Annotated in this window: 18 protein-coding genes and 1 pseudogene; 17 read left to right on the plus strand and 2 right to left on the minus strand. The window is 60.3% G+C overall.

Features of this window, described 5'->3' with window-relative positions; translation table 11 throughout:
- The first annotated feature begins 198 nt into the window (after positions 1–198).
- From KIH75_RS02780 to KIH75_RS02830, 11 genes are all read left to right on the plus strand, one after another.
- Positions 199–897, plus strand: a complete 699-nt coding sequence (locus tag KIH75_RS02780) for a uracil-DNA glycosylase (protein WP_219055294.1) — start codon at positions 199–201, stop codon at positions 895–897.
- Positions 898–1,122: 225 nt separating this feature from the next.
- A complete protein-coding gene (locus tag KIH75_RS02785; RefSeq protein ID WP_219055295.1) occupies positions 1,123–2,211 on the plus strand; it encodes an AAA family ATPase in 1,089 nt (362 codons plus the stop codon).
- A gap of 152 nt (positions 2,212–2,363) precedes the next feature.
- Entirely contained in the window at positions 2,364–3,254 is an 891-nt protein-coding gene (locus KIH75_RS02790) for a DUF58 domain-containing protein (RefSeq protein ID WP_219055314.1), read from the plus strand.
- Positions 3,251–3,844 carry a hypothetical protein gene (locus tag KIH75_RS02795; protein ID WP_236027984.1) on the plus strand — a complete coding sequence of 198 codons (594 nt, stop codon included), beginning with the start codon at positions 3,251–3,253 and terminating at the stop codon, positions 3,842–3,844. The genes KIH75_RS02790 and KIH75_RS02795 overlap by 4 nt, the downstream gene beginning before the upstream one ends.
- Positions 3,844–4,908 (plus strand): vWA domain-containing protein, encoded by a 1,065-nt coding sequence (locus KIH75_RS02800; protein WP_219055296.1) that lies wholly within the window; start codon positions 3,844–3,846, stop codon positions 4,906–4,908. Before KIH75_RS02795 ends, KIH75_RS02800 begins: the two co-directional genes overlap by 1 nt.
- Positions 4,905–6,011, plus strand: a complete 1,107-nt coding sequence (locus tag KIH75_RS02805; RefSeq protein ID WP_219055297.1) for a vWA domain-containing protein — start codon at positions 4,905–4,907, stop codon at positions 6,009–6,011. Before KIH75_RS02800 ends, KIH75_RS02805 begins: the two co-directional genes overlap by 4 nt.
- Positions 6,008–6,625 (plus strand): DUF6466 family protein, encoded by a 618-nt coding sequence (locus KIH75_RS02810; RefSeq protein WP_219055298.1) that lies wholly within the window; start codon positions 6,008–6,010, stop codon positions 6,623–6,625. The genes KIH75_RS02805 and KIH75_RS02810 overlap by 4 nt, the downstream gene beginning before the upstream one ends.
- 317 nt (positions 6,626–6,942) lie before the next feature.
- On the plus strand, positions 6,943–7,278 hold the full coding sequence (locus KIH75_RS02815; RefSeq protein ID WP_219055299.1) for a hypothetical protein: 336 nt from the start codon (positions 6,943–6,945) through the stop codon (positions 7,276–7,278).
- Positions 7,275–8,918 (plus strand): PGAP1-like alpha/beta domain-containing protein, encoded by a 1,644-nt coding sequence (locus tag KIH75_RS02820; RefSeq protein WP_420829165.1) that lies wholly within the window; start codon positions 7,275–7,277, stop codon positions 8,916–8,918. Before KIH75_RS02815 ends, KIH75_RS02820 begins: the two co-directional genes overlap by 4 nt.
- A 182-nt stretch (positions 8,919–9,100) precedes the next feature.
- Positions 9,101–10,495, plus strand: a complete 1,395-nt coding sequence (locus KIH75_RS02825; RefSeq protein WP_219055300.1) for a bifunctional phosphopantothenoylcysteine decarboxylase/phosphopantothenate synthase — start codon at positions 9,101–9,103, stop codon at positions 10,493–10,495.
- Between the two features lie 115 nt (positions 10,496–10,610).
- Positions 10,611–11,378 (plus strand): type III pantothenate kinase, encoded by a 768-nt coding sequence (locus KIH75_RS02830; protein ID WP_219055301.1) that lies wholly within the window; start codon positions 10,611–10,613, stop codon positions 11,376–11,378.
- A 604-nt stretch (positions 11,379–11,982) separates the two neighbouring features.
- Here the strand turns inward: KIH75_RS02830 and KIH75_RS02835 are convergent.
- Positions 11,983–13,338 (minus strand): ABC transporter substrate-binding protein, encoded by a 1,356-nt coding sequence (locus KIH75_RS02835; RefSeq protein WP_219055317.1) that lies wholly within the window; start codon positions 13,336–13,338, stop codon positions 11,983–11,985.
- A gap of 414 nt (positions 13,339–13,752) precedes the next feature.
- Here KIH75_RS02835 and KIH75_RS02840 point away from each other — a divergent pair, with 414 nt between their 5' ends.
- The 4 genes and pseudogenes from KIH75_RS02840 (at position 13,753) to KIH75_RS02855 (ending at position 20,446) form a co-directional block, all read left to right on the plus strand.
- Entirely contained in the window at positions 13,753–15,651 is a 1,899-nt protein-coding gene (locus KIH75_RS02840; protein WP_219055302.1) for a DUF4422 domain-containing protein, read from the plus strand.
- A gap of 76 nt (positions 15,652–15,727) precedes the next feature.
- Positions 15,728–16,750, plus strand: a complete 1,023-nt coding sequence (gene rfbB, locus KIH75_RS02845) for a dTDP-glucose 4,6-dehydratase (protein WP_219055303.1) — start codon at positions 15,728–15,730, stop codon at positions 16,748–16,750.
- 52 nt (positions 16,751–16,802) lie between these two features.
- A pseudogene (locus KIH75_RS02850) lies at positions 16,803–17,760 on the plus strand (dTDP-4-dehydrorhamnose 3,5-epimerase family protein).
- Positions 17,761–17,977: 217 nt separating this feature from the next.
- Entirely contained in the window at positions 17,978–20,446 is a 2,469-nt protein-coding gene (locus KIH75_RS02855; RefSeq protein WP_219055304.1) for an LTA synthase family protein, read from the plus strand.
- 86 nt (positions 20,447–20,532) lie between these two features.
- On the opposite strand, the gene KIH75_RS02860 is transcribed toward KIH75_RS02855, so the two are convergent.
- The gene (locus KIH75_RS02860) at positions 20,533–21,045 is read right to left on the minus strand and encodes a glycosyltransferase (RefSeq protein ID WP_219055305.1); all 513 of its coding nucleotides are present in this window, start codon (positions 21,043–21,045) and stop codon (positions 20,533–20,535) included.
- 174 nt (positions 21,046–21,219) lie between these two features.
- Here KIH75_RS02860 and KIH75_RS02865 point away from each other — a divergent pair, with 174 nt between their 5' ends.
- Together KIH75_RS02865 and KIH75_RS02870 are read left to right on the plus strand one after the other, a co-directional pair.
- Entirely contained in the window at positions 21,220–22,053 is an 834-nt protein-coding gene (locus KIH75_RS02865; protein WP_219055306.1) for an ABC transporter permease, read from the plus strand.
- A gap of 3 nt (positions 22,054–22,056) precedes the next feature.
- Entirely contained in the window at positions 22,057–23,346 is a 1,290-nt protein-coding gene (locus KIH75_RS02870; protein WP_219055307.1) for an ABC transporter ATP-binding protein, read from the plus strand.
- Positions 23,347–23,402: the final 56 nt, after the last annotated feature.

Here is a 23,402-nt window from a genome sequence, read left to right on the forward strand (position 1 = left end):
GAGTGTAACGGCACCGCCACCCACGCATCCATACCGCCCGGCACCGTGCACCGTATGTGCACGAAATCCGGCATTTCCCAAGAGACCGCAAAACAAACCGCAAAACAAACCGCAAAACAAAAGCCACAACCGCCCGCCGAATCCCACCGAACCGCGTATCAAACGCCACACAGACACCCTGCAGGTACAGTGAACACTATGACCGAAATCAAACCGTTGAGCGAATTAGTGGAAGCCGGATGGGCCAACGCCCTGGCCGACGTGGAACCGCAGGTGCACCGCATGGGGCAGTTCCTGCGTGAGGAGACCCGGGCCGGGCGGCCCTGGCTGCCGGCGAGCCGCAATATTCTGCGCGCGTTCACCATTCCGTTCGATTCGATCCGCGTACTGATCGTGGGCCAGGACCCCTACCCCACTCCCGGCCACCCGGTGGGCCTGAGCTTCTGCGTGGCGCCCGACGTGACCCCGCTGCCGCGCAGCTTGGTCAATATTTATAAGGAACTGACCGACGACCTGCACGTGCCGATGCCGAGCAACGGCGACTTGACGCCGTGGACCGACCGTGGCGTGCTGCTGCTGAACAGATGCCTGACCGTGGGCGTGGGTAGGCCGAACAGCCATCAGGGCAAGGGCTGGGAGGAAGTGACCGAGGCCGCGATCCGCGCGTTGAACGCCCGCACGGATGGCAACGGGAACCCCAAGCCGCTGGTCGCGATTCTGTGGGGGCGCAATGCGCAGAGCCTGGAACCGTTGCTGACGAACGCGTTCATCATCAAATCCCCGCACCCTTCGCCGCTGTCCGCTTCGCGCGGTTTCTTCGGATCGAAGCCGTTCTCGCGTGCGAATGAGGCGTTGCTGCACATGGGCGCCGAGCCGATCGACTGGCAGCTGCCGTGACGGTTGCGGGGCGGGCTGCGTGGCAGACTGCGTGACTGACTGGGATCGGTCGGCGGTTGTTCCGTCGGCTGAACGGTGATGGCAAGGCACGTGCCCGCCATCACCCACCGCACACCGTCACCCGCCGTCACCCACCACACCGTCACATCATCCTCACAACATCCCCATGCAATCGCCACCGCCTCGCCGCCCCTAGCGTCACCGCGCTTGGCTACCATGGGGCGCATGGCTATTTTCCCTCCGAATCCACAGATGCCCTCCCAGCCCGCTTCGAGGCCCGTTCCGCAACCCGCTTCGAGGCCCGCGTCTGCCGCAGCAAACACATTGGCCGCAGACGACGTCGCACGGGCGAAGGCTCTGGCGGATCGCATCCGCACCCGCTTCTCGCAAACCCTGATCGGCCAGGAGCATCTGCGCGAATCCCTTATTCTTACGCTGGTGGCCGGCGGTCACATCCTCATCGAATCCGTGCCCGGCCTGGCGAAAACCACCGCGGCGCAAACCCTCGCCACCTCGGTGTCCGGCACGTTCAAGCGCATCCAGTGCACGCCCGATCTCATGCCGTCCGACATCGTCGGCACGCAGGTCTTCAACTTCGCCACGCAGAAGTTCACCACGCAGGTCGGCCCGATCCACGCCAATTTCGTGCTGTTGGACGAAATCAACCGTTCCAACGCCAAAACCCAGTCGGCCATGCTTGAGGCCATGGCGGAAGGCGCCAGCACCATCGGCGGCGAGCGCATCGCCTTGCCGCAGCCGTTCATGGTGATCGCCACGCAGAACCCCATCGAGGAGGAGGGCACGTTCGCACTGCCGGAAGCTCAGATGGATCGTTTCATGATGAAGGCGATCATGAGCTATCCGACCGCCGACGAGGAGAAGCGTATGCTGGCGCTGCTCACCCGCCGTGGTTCCGACATGCTTGACCCGTTGCAGTTGCAGGGCGATCGTCTGTCCATTCGTGACGTGGAGTTCCTGCGTGCGGCTGCGAAGCGCGTGTACGTGTCCGACGCGATCATGCAGTATGCGGTCGATATCGCCGCGACGTCGCGTGGTGCCGGTTCCCAACCGGTGCAGGGTTTGGGCACGCTGGTGCGTTTGGGTGCGTCGCCGCGTGCGTCGATTGCGCTGGTGCGCATCGGTCAGGCGAACGCGCTGCTTAACGGCCGCGCCTATGTGATTCCGGAGGATGTGAAGTCCGTGGTCGCCGACGTGCTGCGTCACCGTCTGGTGTTGACGTTCGAGGCGCTGGCTGATGGCGTGACGGCCGATCAGGTGGTCGACCGTATCGTGCAGGCGGTTCCTGTTCCGTGATCGACGTGTTCGATTCGATGTTTACCGATCAGGACGAGCCCGGTTCGACCGCCGCGCCCGCATCCACAGCCGCTTTCGCAGCCACATCCGCAACATCCGCAGCATCCGGCATCGCAGCGTCCGCCGACCCGATTCGCGCCAAGATCGAGGCCATGGGCAACCGTTTGAGTCTGCCGACCGTGGCCAAGGCGCTGGGCGTGATCGAGGGCGAGCATTCGTCCCGTCGTTCCGGCGGTTCGGATGAGCTGATGGATGTTCGCGCGTATGAGTCCGGCGATGAGGCTCGCCTGATCGAGTGGAAGACCAGCGCCCGCCAGGGCCGCCCGATGGTGGTTCGGCGTGAGCGTCTGGTGACGTCGCGCGTCTGGCTGTTGCTTGATGTGGGCCGGGAGATGACGGCGTCGTGCGAGTCCGGCGAGTTGGCGTATCAGGTTGCGGCGAACGCGCTGCGCATGTTCGCGGCGTTGTCGTTGCGGCGTTCCGACGAGATTTCGCTGGTGTTCGGCGATGCGGCGAGTATTACGCGCGTGCCGTTCAACGGTGATTTCTGCCAGTTCGAACGCACGTTGGATAACGCGTTGAAGCGCAAGTGGGAACATACCCGCAATATCGACGCACTGCTCACGTACGCGCGCCGCATCAAGGATCGCAATGCGCTGATCGTGCTGGCGACCGACGAACATGCGTTGAACAAGGATCATCTCAAGGAGATCCATCGCATTACGCGCACGCATCCGTTGACGTTGATCGACGTGGCCACCGCGAATCCGTTCGCCGTCGGCAGGGATCAGCGGGTTACGGACGCGCTTACGCAGCGCAGATTGCCGGCGTTCCTGCGCGATAGGCGTGCCGCCGCCGAAGTGGATACGCATCGTGAGTATATGGCCGCCGCGTTGGAGCGCGAGCTGTCGCATATGGGAGGGCATATGATCCACGCTGGTTCCAGCGCGGCGATGTTCGATGATTTCGTTCGTCTGGTGTCTCGCGCGTTGGCGCGGGATACGCGCAATCTGGTGACGCCCGTGGCGGGTGATGCGCAATGAGCGCGGAAAACACCGTGAATCTGGCAGTGAACACGGCGGTGAACCAAGCCGCGAACCAGACCGCGAATCTGGCGGTGAATGTCGATAATCTGCAGCCGGTCGGCCAGATCGATCTCACCACGCCGCTCATCATCGCCGGCGTGCTCGGTATTCTGATCGCCATCGCGCTCATCGCGGGCGCGGTGATCCTCTCACGCCCGCGCCGCAACCGCGACAAGCCCCAGCCGCGCGGCGCGCACCTGAGCGACACCGCAAAAACCGCATGGCATGCGCGTATCGACAGCGTGATCGCCCGCTACCATGCCGGCGACATCGACCGCGAAACCGCGTTCATCGAACTGGCCGCGATCTGCCGCGACATCGCCTCCGCACACACCGGACGCGACCTGCACGCGCACACGCTCACCGACATCCGACGCGAACCGCGTAATCCCGCGACCCGAACCGGACTGGACACCCTGCGCATGACCATCGCGGCGCTCTACCCGCCCGAATTCGCCGACGCCGCAGTGGACATGAACGCCCGTAACGTGAGCGTCGACGACGCCGCAGGCTGGGCATCTACCCTGGTGGAAAGGTGGGGACGCTGATGCAGCTTTCCTGGCAAAGCCCCTGGGCCACGCTGGTCGGAGCATTGGTCGCTTTGGCGATCATCGTGCTGACCATAGCGTTCGCCCGCAAACACGACGCCGAAAACACCATGCGCGTGTTCTCCATGAGCGACGATCTGCGCACTGAACACGCCGCCAAACTCCTACGCCAATGGCGTGCACTGAACCGCGCGGCCGCCGCATTGATGGCCATCGCGCTCCTGCTCACCTTCGCGCTCCTCGCACGCCCGGCAACCGTCGACCAAGGCGAGGAACGTTCCGGCAACCGCGACATCGTACTCTGCCTCGACGTTTCCGGTTCGACCCTGCCCTACGACCGCGAAGTCATCAACACCTACCGCGACCTCGTCTCGCACTTCCAAGGCGAACGCATCGGCATGAGCATCTTCAACTCCACGTCACGCACCGTCTTCCCCCTCACCGACGATTACGATCTCGTCAGCCACCAGCTCGACCTGGCCAGCAAAGCGTTGAGCGGCGTGCAATCGCAGGACGACATCGACAAGATGAGCGAAGAGGACTACCAGCGCATCTCCGACTGGCTCGAAGGCACGCAGAACCGTAAGGACACCACGTCGCTGATCGGCGACGGCGTAGTCTCCTGCGCGGCAATGCTGCCCGGATTCACCTACGGTTCCGCGAACACCACGGGAAGCGCCGAACGCACCCGAGCCGCCTCCATCGTGCTCGCCACCGACAACGTCGTTTCCGGCAAGCCCGTATACACGCTCAAGCAGGCGCTCGACCTGACCAGCCAGGCGCACATCACCGTGGACGGCCTATTCTCCGGCCCCGTGGAAAGCGAAAAGGAAGACACCACAACGAATATGCGCGAACTGATCGAAGCGCATCACGGCACGTTCCTCACCCAATCCAGCGGCACCAGCGTGAACGAACTCGTGCGCGACATCAACACGCGCCGCACCAAAGACAGCGAAACCGCGTCCAAAGCCTCCATGGTGGACGACCCCGCATGGTGGGTGCTGGCATTGGCCGTGATCATAACCGCATGGCTGCTGATCGTCTGGAGGTTGAAGCGATGAGTTCTTTCACCTTCTCACCCCTGCTCGGATGGGCCGTCGGCGGCGTGATCGCACTGGTGATGCTGGCGCTCGCGATCGCGGAGGTCGTGCGCCACACCTTCGGCGCCCCGGGCGACGAAACCATGCTTTCCTGCGTGCGACGCATGCTGATCTGCCTGACTGTGGGCGCGATGGCGCTCGGCCCGAGCATGACGGTCACGACCACGAGCCGCGCGGTGAACAACACCGATGTGGTGATGGCCGTGGATGTGACCGGTTCGATGGCGGTCAAGGATGCGCGGTACGGCTCCGACGAGACGATGACGCGCTTGCAGGCGGCCAAGAAAGCCGTGGACGATCTGACGAAAACGTATGCGGATTCCAGTTTCGCCGCAGTGCGTTTCGGCGCTTCCGGAACGCTTGACGTGCCGCTCACGCCCGACGCGGCGGCGATCCGCAACTGGGCGGCGACGCTCGCGCCCGAAGCGACGAGTGTGTCTTCCGGCTCGTCGCTGGACGCGCCGCTCGACCAGCTCATCACCACGTTGAAGGACATTCGTTCCGCGCATCCCGACGATGCGATCGTGCTGTATTTGATCACGGACGGCGAGCAGACGTCGGCGCAGTCGCGGCGCACGTTCTCCACGCTGCGCCACTACCTGAACGACGCGTTCGTGGTGGGCGCGGGCTCCACCGAAGGCGGCAAGATTCCGCTGATCGAGGATGGGGTGTCGTCGGATGCGTCGTCCGATTCTTCTGCCGGTTCGTCTGCTGATTCGTCCGATTCCGCCGGTTCGTCTACCGGTTCGTCTGATTCGTCCAAATCCGCCGCGCAACAGTGGGTCACCGACCCCGATACCGGCCAGCCGGGCATTTCGAAAATGGACGAAACCACGTTGAAGAACCTGGCCGACGAGATGGGCGGTAGTGTGGTCGAACTGTCCGCGCAAACCACGATGACGAACGGGCGTTCCGCCGAAGCGTCGAAGAAGTGGAGCGTGGGCGTGAGCGCGAAGCAACGCACCCGCGCGAATCCGGTGGTGTGGCCGCTGGCCGCGGTTGCCGCCGTGCTGATCGCATGGGAGACGGGCGCGACCATCGCGATGTCGAGGAGGCTGCTATGAGCAACAACGGGCAACGGAACACGGGCGCCGCCCCGGCACCGACCGTGCGTGCGCGTGCATCGCTCGCCGTGCGCATCGTGATGATCGTGATCGCCGTAGCCGCGCTGGCGATCGCAGTGCTGGCCGGATTGAACGTGGCATCCTCCGCACGGTTCAATCAGGCGACATCCACGCTGAACGCGAACCTGAAACTGGCGTCGAAGGACGATGCCGATCTGGATGCGCTGCGGGCGAGTCAACAGCAGGCCGACGCGCAATTCGAGGATGCGGCGAAACTCGACGCCGTACTGCTTCCGCAGCTGCGCGAGGCGATCGAATCGAACGCGAAGGTCTCCGCCGAACTGACGAAACGCATCGAGCAGGAACTGGTCAGGCAGCGCGGCGGCAGCGGCGATGCCAACGATACGAACAACAACGGCACTTCCGGCGAACTGGAAGCGGGCGTTACCGATTCGAAGGACAACCGGAAGAACGAAGGCGGGCTGACGGACGAGCAGAAGAAGCAGGTGGAGGATCTGCTGAAAGCGAACCAGCAGTCCACCGACACGAATCCTTCGACCAATACGCAGACCGATAAGGGCAGCAGGAAACCGCAGACTTCCAAGCCTTGGTGATGCGTGAGCCGTGCGTGATTGGTGCGTGGTTCGTGCGTGGTTCGTGCGTGATTCGTGAGGCTTGCGCATGACTCGTGACCCCTGACCCGTGACCGATGACCGTGGCCCGGATGACGTATTTTTCGCCATCCGGGCCACGGTCGTTGTTAGGGGATCTGTTGTTATGGGACCGGAACCAAACCGCCAGCATTTGTGACCGCATTGGCACCCGAATTGGCACCCGCATTTGTGACCAAACCGTGATGAACGGCGAGGGTTCCGACCACATACCCCTGTTCGGCTGGACGCGGCACGCACACCGCCTGTTCAATGGGCTCATGGGTATCACATCACTTTCAGGAAACGGCACACAGCCGCTCTTCGCCGCAACGCAAGCGGCTTCCACGGGCACCGGTTGCCCGTGTCTCACGGTTACTGCGAACGGCCGCGAGCGCATCACCGCGCTCGCCGCCAACAGCGCTTCCGTGCATTCCGCCGTGCGGGAGGCTGTGGCTTCGGCGCATGGCATCGATTGGAGTGGCAGGGCGGCCGACCATTACCGGGATCGTCTGTTGACCGTGCGCACGTCGTTGGACGCGCATGACGGCGAGGCCAGATCGACCGCGCAGGTGGCGCAGGTTTCCCGAATCCCATGGGCGCAAGGAGGCACATGATGGGTTGGCAGGTTACGTCGTATGTGTATGGCGGGCATCAGTTGGCACCCGCTAGGCAGGAGGATTATCGCCGTGTGGCCACGGCGTTGGATGATGCCGGAGGGAAGCTGATCGCGCATGGCGTCGCGTGGCGTCAGGCGGCGATGGATCTTGCACGGGATCGTGCCAGCGTGCCGTTATGCCCGGTGTTATCGGGTTCGGGTTCGGGAGCGGGAACGGGAACGGGAGCCGGGCTGGGAGGCGGGGCTGGTTCGGGGACCGTGGCGACGGCGTTCCCCACGTCCACCACCATCACCGGCTGTGTCGCCGCGCCGTATGGCACGGGTGCGGCGGCAGGTGCGGGCACAACCCCCGCAACCGTTGTGCACAGCACGCTCCCCTATGAGCGGCTTATCGCGTTGTGTGGCGAGAACGCCCGGAATTGCGATGCCGATGGCGTCCAGTTGCGGCGTATGGCCGAACTGCTGGTTCGCGCGCACAGCCTGTACAGTGAGGCGGAGTGGAAAACCCGCGAGGCGTTCAACGAGGTGGGGCAGGCCATTACGAAGTCCGCGCCCCGTTATGCTTCGCTCGGTATGCTCGGTCTGATTCTTGGCGGGCTGGGCGCGAGCTGGATTGCCGAAGGCAAGCCGAAACCGTCCGCGGCCTCGCAGGTGACGGCACCATTGCAGGAAGCGTATCTTTCGGGTATCGGGGCGCTGATTTCGGGCACGACGTATTTCCAGGGCCTGTTCGCGAAGGATGAGGTGAATCAGGCGGCGGGTTCGATCAGCAAGTATTCCGGGCCGGTGAAGGATCTTGCGCAGGGCAATACGTTGACGGTTCGCAAGGTGCGTTCGACCGTGGATATGGTGGGGCCGAGCACGTCGGTGGCGGAATCGTTGGAGAATCTGCGCCGGCTTGGCGAGGACAAATACAAGCTGGGTTCCGGGTTGCGCTATGCCACGATCGCTGTACAGCGTTATGAGCGGGAGGATGGCACGAACGCCTGGCTGGTTACGATTCCGGGTACGGATGGTCATGCCGATTCGCCGTTCGGTTGGGAGCAGAACGTCGAGTTGATGAGCGATGACGCCGAACAGCGTAAGCGGGCGGATAGCGCACGCATGGTGGTTGAGGCGATGCGCAAGGCGGGTATCCGTTCCGATGAGCCGGTCGCGCTGATCGGCCATTCGCAGGGCGGTATTGTGGCCGCGCAGATCGCCGCTGACCAGTCGGACTCGTACAACATCTGCCATGTGGTGACGGCGGGCTCGCCTGTGGCGAATCATCCGATTCCGGAGAAAACGTGGGTGACCAGCATTGAGATCGAGGACGAGCTGGTGGCGGCTTTGGACGGTGCGCAGAACCCGGAGTCGGAGCATTGGCTGACCATTCGCGGCACGGTGACGCCGACCGCACCGCAGACTGTGGAGGATGGCGTCATCATTCCGCAGTCGAATCCGTATGCCGCGGCACCGGTCACGAACGCTTCGGAAGGGCAGGAGCTCAGCCATTGGCTGAAATACCATCAGGCCGCGTATCAGAACGCCAGCGATTTGGGGTCGCAGGCGGTCGAAAAGCATGAACGGCATTTCGCCGGCGTGATTTCGGGTAATCTGCGCGAAACCCTCTACTATGAGGGGCGCATGTCACGGTGAGTGCGCGGGGCTTGGCTTGGCGTGGGTATTCGGAAGAGGGTTCGGGAGCGGGTTCGGACGCGAGTCCGGATACAAGTTCGGGCACGAGTCCGAACGTGAAATCCGAGTGCGATCGCGGACGCCTCGGCCAGAATGCCCGGCATGGCACGCATTCGTGTGCAACGGTTTGTATACTGGCGGGCATGTCGCATATTCTTCTGGGAGTCACTGGATCGATCGCAGCGTTCAAGGCATGTCATCTGGCATCCGACTGGACCAAAGCCGGCCACGAGGTGCGCGTGATCGAGACTACTGCGGCGGAACAGTTCGTCACGCCGCTCACCTTCACGTCGTTGACGCACACGCAGACCCGCACCGCCATGTTCCCGCACGTCACGGCATCGGCCATTCAGGGTGATGTCGTCAGCAATCCCGCCAATCCGGCGTCCATCAACCACATCGCCGACGCGGCGTGGGCGGACGCGCTGGTCGTCGCACCGGCGAGCGCCGACATCATCGCCCGCATCGCCGCGGGCCTGGCCGACGACACCCTCACGTCCACGATTCTCGCCTACAGCGGCACCGTCAAAGTGCTGTGCCCCGCGATGAACGTGCACATGTTCGAGAATCCCGCCACGCAGCGTAATCTCGACACCTGCCGTGCGCTCGGTTGGACGATCGTGGAACCGGGTTCGGGCAATCTTGCTTGCGGCGATACCGGTAAGGGACGTATGGAGGAACCGGCTGCGATCGAACAGGCCGTGGCACGTCTGCTGGACGAAGCGCTGCCGCAGTCGACTGCACCCGCAGATACCGCCGCCAACGCCAGTGCCGCCACCGCCGCCGACGCAGCCGCAACCGCGAGCGCAACCCCAGCCGCCACTCCCCTGCCGTTGCAGGGCCTGCATGTGCTCATCACCGCCGGTCCGACGCAGGAACCGTTGGATCCGGTGCGCTTCCTCACCAATCATTCCACCGGCAAGATGGGCTATGGTTTCGCGCATGAGGCTGCGGCGCTCGGCGCGACCGTCACGTTGGTCAGCGGCCCGGTCAACCTGCCCGAACCGTCGGAACCGGGTATCGAAACCGTGCACGTCACCACCGCGCAGCAGATGTTCGAAGCCGTGCAGCAGTCGTATGAGGCGGCGGACATCGTGGTGATGACGGCGGCCGTGGCCGATTTCCGCGTCAGCGAGGTCGCGGGCGAGAAGATCAAGAAGGCCGGGCGAACCAGCATTCAGATCGAGCTCGTCTCCAACCCGGATATTCTCGCCTGGGTCGGCGCCCACAAGCGCACCGACGGTTCGCAAGTGCTGTGCGGGTTCGCCATGGAAACGCAGAATCTCATCGAGAATGCGGCGAAGAAGCTGGCGAGCAAGAACTGCGACATGCTGGTCGCCAACAATCTGCGCGAGGCCGGAGCCGGATTCGGCACGGATACGAACGTCGTGACCGTACTCACGCCGGGCGCGAGTGGCGGCGACAGCGCGGGCACGCCGAACACAGACGCGCCGAACATCGAAAAGTGGCAGAAAATGGACAAAACCGACCTGGCCCGTCGTCTGCTGCTGCGTCTCGCCGGTATACGCAAGGCCTGACCGGAATCGCAAGCCCAGTCGCAGCACAACAGCACAACTACACAGCCCAACCGCAATACAGCAACACCAACGTCAATACCCAACCACCAACCAACCCGAGGGAGCATCACGCATCATGCTGATGGCAGTAGACATCGGAAACACCAACATCGTCATCGGCTTTCTGGAGGGCGAGCGCATCGTCGGCTCCTACCGCATCACCACGAAAGCCCTGCACACGTCGGACGAATACACGGTGATGATCTCGCAGTTCCTGCAGATCAGCGGCTACACGCGGCATGATGTGGAGGATGTGATCGTGTGCTCGGTGGTGCCGAAGGTCATGCATTCCTTCCGCGCTTCGATTATCAAATTCCTTGGTTTCGAACCGATGGTCGTGGGTCCGGGCATCAAAACCGGCATCAACATCCATATGGATGATCCCAGGACCATGGGCGCCGACTGCCTGACCGATTGCGTCGGCGCGTACTACACGTATGGAGGCCCGGTGCTGGTGGCCGATTTCGGCACGGCGACCACGTTCAATTACGTCGACGGCAAGGGCACGATCCGCGCCGGGTACATCACGACCGGCATCCGCACCGGCGCCGAAGCCCTGTGGGGCCAGACCGCGCAGCTGCCCGAAGTGGAGATCGTGCGCCCGAAGTCGATTCTCGCCACGAACACGCGCACCGCCATGCAGGCCGGCCTGTACTACACCTTCCTCGGCGGCATCGAACGCACGATCCGGCAGTTCCGCGAGGAGATCGACGAGCCGTTCAAAGTGGTCACGACCGGCGGTCTGGGGCGTATTTTCAAGGATGATACGGATGAGATCGACGTGTACGATCCGGATCTGATCTTCAAAGGCATGGCCCTGATCTACAAGCGCAACGCGCGCTAAGCAACACCCCCATACCAAAATCAGACAAAATCGGCCCATTTCTGTCCGATTCCGGTACGAGGACCGCCCACGCCTGCCCCAGCAGTACCCCGGCAACGCAACCCACCACATACCAAAATCAGACAAAATCGGCCCATTTCTGTCCGATTCCGGTACGAGGTCCGGCCTCGGGCTCACCCGGCAGTAGCGCACGGCAACGCAGCAACACACCGCACGACAATGCGCAACACACCCCCATACCAAAATCAGACAAAATCGGCCCATTTCTGTCCGATTCCGGTACGAGGTCCGCCCACGCCTGCCCCAGCAATAACGGCAACGCAACCCACCCCATACCAAAATCAGACAAAATCAGCCCATTTCTGTCCGATTCCGGTACGAGGACCGCCCACGGTTACCCCAGCAGTACCCCGGCAACGCAACCCGCCCCATACCGAAATCAGACAAAATCGGCCTGTTTTTGTCCGATTCCGGTATGAGGGTTGCCTACGGTTGCCCCAGCAGTACCCCGGCAGCAGCAACCAGCAGTACCCCGGCAGCGGCAACCCGGCAGCGGCAACCCGGCAGCGGCAACTCAGCGCAACCCACCGCAACCCAGCGCAACTCACTGCACGGTGAAGCCCTGGTTCGTGCCGTACTCCTTGATGTCCTTCTCCCACAAGGCGATGCCCTGCTTCAGCGTCACCTTGTCTTCGGGCTTGTCGAACGGCTTCAAAGGCTTGCCATTATCATCCAGCAGGCCTTCCTTCACCGCCTCCTGCCGCTTCTTGTACGACTGCCACGAGTTCGCCCAACGGTACGCCGTGCCCACGGTCGAGCTGAAATCGCTGCGCGCATACACTTCGAACGGCAGATACTGGTAGCCGGTGGATACGTTCTTCGCCGCTTCGGAAAGCACGCGGTTGAACTGCTGCCCGCCGAAGTACGGGATATCGAGGCCGCGCGAATCCTTGATGGTGGTGCGCGAAAGGAAGCTGGAACTGGTCAGCGTGGGCAGGTCGGCGGGGAATGCGCCGCCGTCCACACGGGTGCTGATGCCTTCGGAATTATGCGCCGCGAATTCGACGAAACGGTACGCGGCGTCCGGTTTGCGCGTGGATTGCAGTACGCACAGCGCCGAACCGCCGTTTTCGGACGTGACCCGTTTGCCGTCCACGGTCGGCATTTGCGCCACGCGCCACAAGCCCGCGCTTCCGGGAATGTCGGATTGCAGCAGCGACGTCATCCACGCTCCGGAGAACACTGACGCGATCGTGCCCCTGCCGAGCCCGCGCTTCCAACCGTCCGACCATGTGGCGTTCCGGGTGTCGATGAGCCCTTCGTTGATCATTTTCTGCCAGAACGCGGTGAAGGTTTTCACGCCTTTGTCACCGCTGAGGTTGACGGTCACGTTCTTGCCGTCCTTGCTGGTGGTGAACGGTTTGCCGCCTGCGAGCCAGATCATGGCGTCGTAGAAGCTGGCGTCGCCCGAATCGGCGGTGATGTACGCGCCGGTGGCTTTGAGTTTCTTGGCGGCTTCGTAATAGTCGTCCCAGGTTTTGATTTTGGTGGCGTCCACGCCCGCGTCGTCGAACACGGTTTTGTTGTAGAAGAACGCCATCGGGCCGGAATCCATGGGCAGGCCGTAGACTTTGTCGGCCAGGTGCACGGACGCCCAGGTGCCCGGCGAGTAGAAGCTGCCGAAGTCGGAGCCGACGCGGTCCGTCAGGTCAAGCAGCTGGCTGGATACCGCGTACTGGCGCAGCGCGTAGTATTCGATCTGCGCCACGTCCGGCATGTTGTAGCCGTCTTGGATGGCGGTGTTCAGGTTGTCGTACCCGGAGATGCTGGTCAGGTCGACCGCGATGTCCGGATTCTCGGCTTCGAAGCGCTGCACGACCGTCGACATGCTGGGTTCCCAGCTCCATACGGAGATGTGCGTGCGCGTATCGGCCGACTGCCCGCATGCGGCGAGGCTCATGACCGTGGCGAGGCTGGCGACGGCGGCGATGGCGCGGGTGGCATACCGGGCACGGTGGGCGCGATAGTTGCGGGCACAGTTGCGGCGGCTGCAGATACGGCTGCAAATACGCGCAAAACGGCTGGAACGACCGGAACGACCAGAATCACCGGAATCACCGGAATCACCGCTCACTGCGCGGCCGCCTACTGCGTGAAACATCTCGTGAAACACCTTGCGGAACGTGTGGGGCTTACGGGACTTGCGGGACATGTGCATGATTATCAGTGTAGCGACAGGCTGCGGCGTGGGGCGGGCGGGTAGACCATGTGGAGATTCGTCAGGATGACACCAGTATCCCGATGAACAATCCCCGTTCGCGCTAATCTAGTGGCAGTTCATCTGTCATCGCCTCGCAAGGACGGGAGTATCACGTTGTCTTTTGAGAAAACAGCGCATCCATCACGTATCAAGATCTTCGTCTCCGCTCACAAGCCAGCGACGTTCCCCGATTGCGCCAGCATCCTGCCCATCCAAGTCGGCGCGGCGAACGTTCAGGCCGCCGGCAAACCACTGTTTGAAGACACTTTGCACGACAATGTCGGCGACAACATCTCCCAGAAGAACCCCATGTACTGCGAGCTCACCGCCCAGTACTGGGCTTGGAAGAACGCCGATGCCGACTATTACGGTTTCTGCCACTACCGTCGTTACTTCGATTTCTCCGACACCCCCCACCAGCAGAACAGCTACGGTGAAATCATGGATGCCGCCATCACTCCGGAAGCCATCGCCGAGTACGGCATCGACGACGACAGCATCGCCAAGGCTGTGGAAGGCTGGGATGTCATCACCACGCCTATGAACAACGTCCGCGAATTCGATGGGTTCACCAGCCTCAAGGACCATTGGAACGCTGACCCGCATCTGCAGCTCAAGGATCTGCGCCACATGTATGACGTACTGTGCGCAATGCACCCCGAATATCAGGTGGATGCAGACGCCGTGCTCAACGGCACACGAGCTGCTTTCTGCAACATGTTCATCATGAGGAAAGCGATTTTCCAGGAGTATTGCGAGTGGCTGTTCCCGATTCTCGACGAGTTCACCGCCCATTGGGATCACTCCGCCGCGGACGTGCAGACGCTGCGCACCCCCGGCCATCTTTCCGAGCGCCTGCTCAACATCTTCCTCGCGCATAAGCAGCGCACCGGCGCAAACTGGAAGATCAAGAGGTTGCAATGCGTGCACTTCACGAATCCTGAGCCGTTCACACCGTTGCAACCGCTGAACACCAACCCGCGTTTCACCGTGCCTGTGCTGTTCGCCGCAGATGACAACTACGTTCCGATGCTCACCACCACCATCTATTCCCTGCTGAAGAACGCTTCATCCGAACGCCACTACGACATCATCGTGCTGGAGCGCAACATCACCAACGAGAACAAGCACAGCATCATCGACTTCCTCTCGCAGTTCGAGAACGCGACGATTCGATTCTTTGACGTCAGTAGGGCCATCAGCGGTTTCAACCTCACGACCAGCAACGCGCATATCAGCATCGAGACCTACTACCGCTTCATCATTCAGGAGGCGCTCCCCTTCTACAAGAAGGTGCTGTATCTGGATTGCGATCTGGTCGTCAACGGTGATATCGCCGAACTGTACGACACGGATTTGGGAAACACCACCATCGGCGCCGTACCCGACATCGACTTCATCGGCAATCTGAACATGAAGAACGGCGAGCGCATGGACTACGTCAACCGCCAGCTGCATATGGACAAGCCCTACGGGTATTTCCAGGCCGGCGTACTGCTGATGAATCTGGAGCGTATGCGTGAAACGCACACCGTTCACGAATGGCTTGAGATCGCGCAAAAGCCCGGATTCATCTACAACGATCAGGACATTCTGAACATGGAATGCGAGGGTTCCGTCACCTATCTGCCGTACGAGTGGAACGTGATGCATGATTGCGGCGGACGCGTGCACGGCGTCTTCGACTTCGCCCCCGCAAACGTATTCCACAAGTACATGGAGTCCCGCAAAGCGCCGAAGATCGTGCACTATGCGGGGTACGACAAACCATGGAAGAATCCCTGGTGTGATTTCGCTCCTCTGTATTGGGATTATGCGAGCGAAACGCCGTTCTCCCTGCAAATGATGGCACTGCTCTCCGGCGTTGAGAAGCCCAAGCCCGCCCAGCATCATGAACGTGCCATCGCCGAGGATAGTCCGATCAGGAAATACGCGGACGTTCTTGCTCCGGTTGGCTCCAAGCAGCGCGAAATCATGAAAGTGGTCGCACGCAAAATTCAGGGCAAACGCTGAATTCTCTCCTTTTTTTGGGGGGGCTGACGCCGCTAACACCAAAGCAAAAGCCCGCATTAGTCTAAAGGTGATGGCTATGTCTGAAGAACTTTTCACTCCCAAGAACATCATCGTGACCGGTGGCTGCGGCTTCATCGGTTCGAACTTCGTGCACTACGTGGTGAACAACCACCCGGACGTGCACGTGACCGTGTTGGATGCGCTGACCTACGCGGGCAACATCGAGAACATCGCGGGTCTGCCGGAGGATCGCGTCGAGTTCGTGCACGGCAACATCTGCGACGCGGAGCTGCTCGACAGGATCGTGCCGGGCCACGACGCGATCGTGCATTACGCGGCCGAGTCGCACAACGACAACAGCATCGCGAACCCCGAGCCGTTCCTGAAGACGAACGTGGAGGGCACGTTCCGCCTGCTGGAGGCCGTGCGCAAGTACGGCATCCGCTACCATCACGTGAGCACCGACGAGGTGTACGGCGACCTGGCGCTGGACGATCCGGCGAAGTTCACCGAGTCCACCCCGTACCATCCGTCCAGCCCGTACTCGTCCACCAAGGCCGCCAGCGACATGCTGGTGCGCGCGTGGACCCGCACCTACGGTTTGAGGACCACGATCTCCAACTGCTCCAACAACTACGGCCCGTACCAGCACGTGGAGAAGTTCATCCCGCGCCAGATCACCAACATCCTCGAGGGCATCCGCCCGAAGCTGTACGGCAAGGGCGAGAACGTGCGCGACTGGATCCACACCGAGGACCACTCCAGCGGCGTGTGGACCATCCTGACCAAGGGCAGGATCGGCGAGACCTACCTGATCGGCGCGAACGGCGAGAGGAACAACATCACCGTGCTGCGCATGATCCTCGAGATGATGGGCCAGGACGAGGACGCGTTCGACTGGGTCAGGGACCGTCCGGGCCACGACCGCCGCTACGCCATCGACTCCACCAAGCTGCGGACCGAGCTCGGCTGGAAGCCGACGCACACCGACTTCGAGTCCGGCCTGAGGCAGACCATCGAGTGGTACACCGAGAACCGCGCCTGGTGGGAGCCGGCCAAGGCCGCCACCGAGGCCAAGTACAAGCAGCAGGGCCAGTGAGCCGGCCGCCCGCGCGCGGGCCGGAACGTCTGTCTATCAAGGAATGGGACACATGGATTTTGAGAAGGAACTGAAGGTCGAGAGGACGAACATCCCCGGCCTGATCGTGTTCGACCTGCCGGTGCACGGCGACAACCGCGGCTGGTTCAAGGAGAACTGGCAGCGCGCGAAGATGACCGCGCTGGGCCTGCCCGACTTCGGCCCGGTGCAGAACAACATCTCGTTCAACGCGAAGAAGGGCGTGACCCGCGGCATCCACGCCGAGCCGTGGGACAAGTACATCAGCATCGCGACCGGCGCCGTGTTCGGCGCGTGGGTCGACCTGCGCCCGGGCGAAAGCTTCGGCCAGGTGTACACCACCCGCCTCGACCCGTCCAAGGCGATCTACGTGCCGCGCGGCGTGGGCAACAGCTTCCAGGCGCTCGAGGACGGCACCGCCTACACGTACCTCGTCAACGCGCACTGGAGCCTGGAACAGAAGAAGACGTACACGTTCGTGAACCTCGCCGACCCGGAGCTGAACATCGCCGTGGCGAACGCGCCGCACCATTACATCCTGCGTTCCAGCTGGGTGATCGGTGAGGGACACAACTTCGTCAAGACCATGATGGCCCTGTCCGGCCGCGTCGCGGACGCGCAGGACGGCCTGAACGAGGTCACCGTGGTGGACGACCAGTACGGCCGCCTGACCTTCACCCGCGACATGGCCGAGGCGATCTTCCACCTGCTCGCCTCCGGCGCACCGTTCGGCACGTACGACCTGACAGGTTCGGGCGCGGTGAGAAGCTGGGGCGGACATCGCCCGCGAGGTGTTCGAGCAGACCAACGGCAACGGGGACAGGGTGCGCCCGATCTCGACCGCGGAGTACTTCGCGAACGCGAAGGGCCCGGTCAGCCCGCATCCGACGCATTCCGCCCTGTCGCTCGCCAAGATCGAGAACGCCGGGTACCACGCGTCGGACTGGGAGGGAACCCTCAAGGCATACGTCGCCAAGGAACTTGGCAAGTAAAACGTGGAGCCGCTGGAAACCCGCGCGTGGTTTTCCAGCGGCTCCATGAACGATAAGGCGCTTCGAGATTCACCCGGATTAGTTTATATGCGGTCTGTGTGGATACCCGCTAAGAACGGCCGTATGTCCATATGTAGACATTAGTGTTGTTGGTCAGCTAGTTGTCAATCATCCCCCCGAAGGTGGGGAACAGAGCCATAAGGTGAGGGAAACGACCATGTCTGATGATGTTCAAGTGACAAGTGCAGAGGCAGATTCCGAAGTCACGCAAGCATCCTCGGATTCCAAATCCGTCCAAAACGATAACTCGTACGATACGGACAAACAGCGCTCGTTCTCTCAGGATTCTCAAATAGGGGAAGGTCATCGAGGCGAAACCGACGAAACGTCTGAAAGCAGGCTCGATGAGCCCGGTACCGGTGAGCCGGACGATGATGTTGAAAGCACTGAAGAAATCAGCGATACCGACAACAGCAGCGACGAGCAGTCAGTAAAAAGCGCTACGAATGCAAAACCTACCGAAGCCGAAGTCAAGCATCCTGTTCGAACGACCATCAGCGCCGTGCGCGATGTCTGGCGCACTTTCACCAATCTTAAGGCCATTCGGTTCACCATCGACTTCTTCCGCAATCCCAACTCCCCCTGGCATAAGCGCCCACGCTGTCCGTACACGCTGTACGCGCTGGTATTCGTGATTCTCACCGTTTTCGAAGTCATCTTCATCCAATGGGGTATGTACTCCGAAACCACCTATGCCGAGGGACAAGAAGTCGACGAAACCACGAAAATCCTAGGCAGCGTCGCCGGCCAGACCACGCAATTCGTCGCGCAGATGTGGCTTGAACACAAGAACCTATTCTTGCTCAACTGTCTCATTCTGGGTGCCATCTACCTCACACTCATTCTCGTGCTAAACAGGTTCTGGATTGCCACCGCCATTTTCGGCACGGTGATGACCACCTACGCTGTGGCGAACAACATCAAGGTGCAGACGCGAAATGAGCCGCTGCTTCCTTCTGATCTTAACTTCATCACCGGCGGCAATACTGGCGAGTTGACATCATTCATTCCGACATCCAGTCAACCTCTGGTTCATCAGGCAATCGCCGGCGTCATCTGGCTGGTAGTCGTCTGCATCGTTCTGCAAATCCTTGATAGGCGCAACTGCTTCATCTATTGCTCATGGCGGCACCCGTTTGCCAGCGCCAAGAACATCATCGGCACGCTTACCCGCATCGCCGCGGCATGCGCCAGCGTGGCGGTGGTCGTTTCGTTCACGTGGGGATTCGGCAACGCCGGATACTGGTCCACGAATTTCGCGGAGAAACTGGGCGATGAACCACAGATGTGGAACGGTCTCGCAGACTCCACAAATAACGGCCCTGCCGTGAATTTCGTCCGTTTGGCGCACACGAAGATCATGGATAAGCCCGAAGGTTATTCGCGTGAAGCCATGGAGAAAATCGCCACGAAGTATTCCAAGCAGGCGAAGAACATCAATCAGACGCGCAGCGCGAACATGACCGACAATACGGTCATCATGATCCTGTCCGAAACCTTCTCCGATCCGACACGAGTACCGGGCGTGAGCTTCTCGGAAGATCCGATGCCGAACATTCGCCAGTTGAAGACCTGGACCACCTCCGGCCTGATGCTTTCGCCTGGCTATGGTGGCGGTACGGCGAACATCGAATATCAGGCGTTGACGGGGCTTTCCATGGCGAATTACAGTTCCGCGCTGTCCATTGCCTACCAGCAGCTCGTTCCCTCGCTCAAGTGGACTCCGTCGCTGAATCAGGCATGGAACGCGGCCAACGGCGAGGACGCTTCCGTGGCGCTGCACGCCTACAACCGCAACATGTATTTCCGCGACATCAACTACAAGAAGTTCGCCTTCTCGAAGTTCTATGCCACGAATGGCGTCCCCCAGCTGAAGGACCTTCAGCAAATCGATTCCGCATGGTACGCCTCGGACGAATCCTTCTACAAGAATGTCCTCGAACAGGTTTCATCGTCGGACAAGAACAAGTTCTATCAGGTCGTCACCATGCAGAACCATATGCCGTACGAGGATCTCTACACGAACAACCAGTTCAAGGATGCGGACACGTCGCAGAATCTGTCGGACACCGAACACCAGAACATCGAGACCTACACGAAAGGTCTGAATTACACCGATCAGTCCACTCTCGATTTCCTGAACAAGTTGAATGAGATGGACCGGCCCATCACCGTCATCTTCTACGGCGACCATCTGCCCGGCATCTATTCAACCGCGTACTCAGACTCGAACAATGTGCTTGGCCTGCATGAGACTGACTATTTCATCTGGTCGAACAATGCCTCGAAGTCCGCGGGAACCAAGCTCGATGATGCTTCCAGCGCATACACGTCGTCGAACTATTTCTCCGCCCAGCTTGCTTCGCATCTTGATGCAAAGGTCAGCCCGTATCTAGCGTTCCTTACCGAGATGCACCAGGCCATTCCGGCGCTTTCCGTCCCCTCGTCGGCAGGCGGTAATTCCGAAGACCCGGTGTATCTCGATGCCAACGGCAATCGTGTCAGCAAGAAGGATCTTCCCAAGACGGCCAAGGCGATGCTGCATGAGTATCAGCTCATCCAGTACGACATGAGTGCGGGGAAGAATTATCTCAAGAGCACCGGTTTCGTCGACTTCCCGAAGTGAGTGCGTGAAACCGCAGACTGTAGGAAATACCGGGTGCGAAAACCGGACTGCGTGAACGATAATGCGGGACGACGGCGGATTGCCGCTTATCGCCCCGCATTTTCAATAGGGCACCGAGCGCAGCGAATAGCAGATCGGCGAAGGTCATGGCGATTCGGCTGACCAGCACGACGGCGAGGATGCCTCCGGAAGTCAGTGCGCTGGTGAAGAATACGTAGGCCACGGCCAGCACGAAGCTGGATACGGCGATCTGTCAAGGGAGTGCCGTGAACGCCTCGGTCAACGAAGCCCAGTTCTTTACTATTACCCACAACAGTCCCGCGAGCACGATTGCGAGGAAGAACCATCGGAGAATGGGGGGTAAGAATCTTCTTCAGCTTGTTCATAACACCTTGGTGCTGCTTGCGGGACTGCTTGCTGTCAATGATCCATTGGGCGAGATCGCGGGTGATCTCATCGCTGGTGAATCGTTCAGCTGCGGTTCTGGCATCACGCTGCTTTTGCGCCAGATAATCCGGGTCTGATGTCAGCGCTTCTATGGCGGTGGCGAGCGCTTGTGGGTCGCCGGGCTTTACGAATACCACGCCATCGCCCAGCATACGTCGTTGCGGGGCGGTGTCGCTGGTAATGACGGCGCAGCCCTCTATTTATTCCCCTTTGTTGTTTTCCAATACTGCTACGCCATCTCACCCTTTGTCTAGGATTAGAAAGAATGTTGAAGATGAGTCAGCCATACGGCCCATCGAAACGCTGACTAGTAGGATAGGACGTTTGTGAAGAACTTTTTTGACGGTATAAAGAAGCGATACCACTATGCGATGGTGGTATTCAAGGAACTGGTAAAAACCGATTTCCAGCTACGGTATCAGGGATCCTTCCTGGGCATGGTATGGTCCGTACTGAAACCGTTGATGCTATTCGCCGTAATGTACGTGGTGTTCGTGAAGTTCCTGAAGTTCTCCGACGGCACTCCGACATTCCCCATTTCGTTGCTGTGCGGCACCTGCCTGTGGAGCTTCTTCTCCGAGTCCACCAGCATGGGTATGCAGTCCATCGTCGGACGCGGCGACTTGCTTCGTAAAGTTCACTTCCCGAACTACATCATCGTCGCTTCCACCACCATGGGTTCCATGATTTCTCTCGGTATCAATCTGCTGGTGGTTATCTTGTTCGGTTTCTTCGCCCACGCCCATTACACTTGGCGCGTGCTGTTGGTTCCCTTCAGTATTCTGCAGTTGTACTGCCTCGGCTTGGGCGTAGCATTGCTGCTCGCTTCTCTGTTCGTCTATTTTCGTGACGTGGCGCATATCTGGGAAGTCGTGCTGCAAGCAATGTTCTATGCGACACCTATCATCTACCCCATTTCCATGGTCGCCAATAACCCGGAGTTCTCCTGGGCTGCCAAGCTCCTGATGCTGAACCCCTCCACTCAGGCGATTATGGATATCCGCCACAATCTGCTTTCCCCCGAATACGTACCGACCGTGTGGTCCATGGTCGACAACAAGCTGCTCTGCCTGCTGCCATATGTGCTGTCTGCTCTCATTCTGTGGCTGGGCATTCACGTGTTCCGCAAGTACAGTTCCAAGTTCGCGGAGGTGCTCTAATTCATGACTGAGGTTGCAATGACTGAAGAGAAGAACGTCGACGAGCGCCCCGTAGTGCTCAAGGTTGATCATGTAGCCAAGATGTTCCGACTGCCCACCGAGCAGGCCACCGGTCTGAAGATGGCCTTCCTGAACTGGACGAAGGGCATCAAAGGCTATACCGAGCAGCATGTGCTGCGCGACATCAATTTCGAGGTGCGTCAGGGTGACTTCTTCGGCATTGTCGGGCGTAACGGTTCCGGCAAGTCCACACTGTTGAAGATCATCTCGCAGATCTACACCCCGGAGCAGGGGTCCGTGACGGTTAAAGGCAAACTGGTGCCGTTCATTGAGCTCGGCGTCGGTTTCAATCCGGAACTGACTGGCCGTGAGAATGTGTACTTGAATGGCGCTCTGCTTGGATTCACTCGTACGCAGATTGACGCGATGTATGATGACATCGTGGAGTTCGCCGAGCTTGAGGACTTCATGGATCAGAAGCTCAAGAACTACTCGTCTGGCATGCAGGTACGTCTTGCTTTCTCCGTGGCCATCAAAGCGCAGGGAGACATTCTGGTGCTCGATGAGGTGCTTGCCGTCGGAGACGAGGCATTCCAGCGTAAATGCGACAACTTCTTCGCAGAAATCAAGAAAGATCCGACCAAGACCGTCATCCTTGTCACCCATTCCATGGACGCGGTGAAGAAATACTGCAACAAGGCCATTCTCATCAAGGATGGCGAGATCATCGCAAGTGGCGACAAGAACGATGTCGCCGATCGCTATACCTTGGAGAACCTTAAGGTGGAGCGAAGGAACGCGGAAAAGGAAAAAAACGAGGAAGAGGAAGGCGAATACCCGCTTGGTCTCAGCGAGCGCGTTCCCACATTCCGCATTCTGCCGGTTTCCGAACAGATGCTCACTTGCAAGGATACATTCGAATTCGACGTCGAATATGATCTGCGCGACAGCAAGGACATCGAGTTCTACATCCCCATGTCGGTATTGGACGTCAAGCGCGGCGGCGTTCCGTATGATTGTGGCGTCTCATTCAAGGTCAACAAGACAGGCCATAACAAGGTGCATTTCGCTTTGCCTTTGCATCTCTTCAATGACGGTGACTTCAAAATCATCGCCACCATGCGCATTATTCCTGATACCAGCAATCTGAAGAATTTCGAGCAACTCGCGTTCACCAGCGATGAGAATTCATGCTACTTCTCAGTGCGCAATCCAGGAACGGTGAATTTCGCCGGTCTTCTCAATGACTCCGCTATGCGAATCGACAAGCTCAGCGTGAGCTCCTGCGATTGATTATTGCTGAGTAGGCCTTCAATGGGGGAAAGCGATTACTGCTTACCCCCATTTTT

The organism is Bifidobacterium pongonis (assembly GCF_019331805.1).
GTDB lineage: Bacteria > Actinomycetota > Actinomycetes > Actinomycetales > Bifidobacteriaceae > Bifidobacterium > Bifidobacterium pongonis.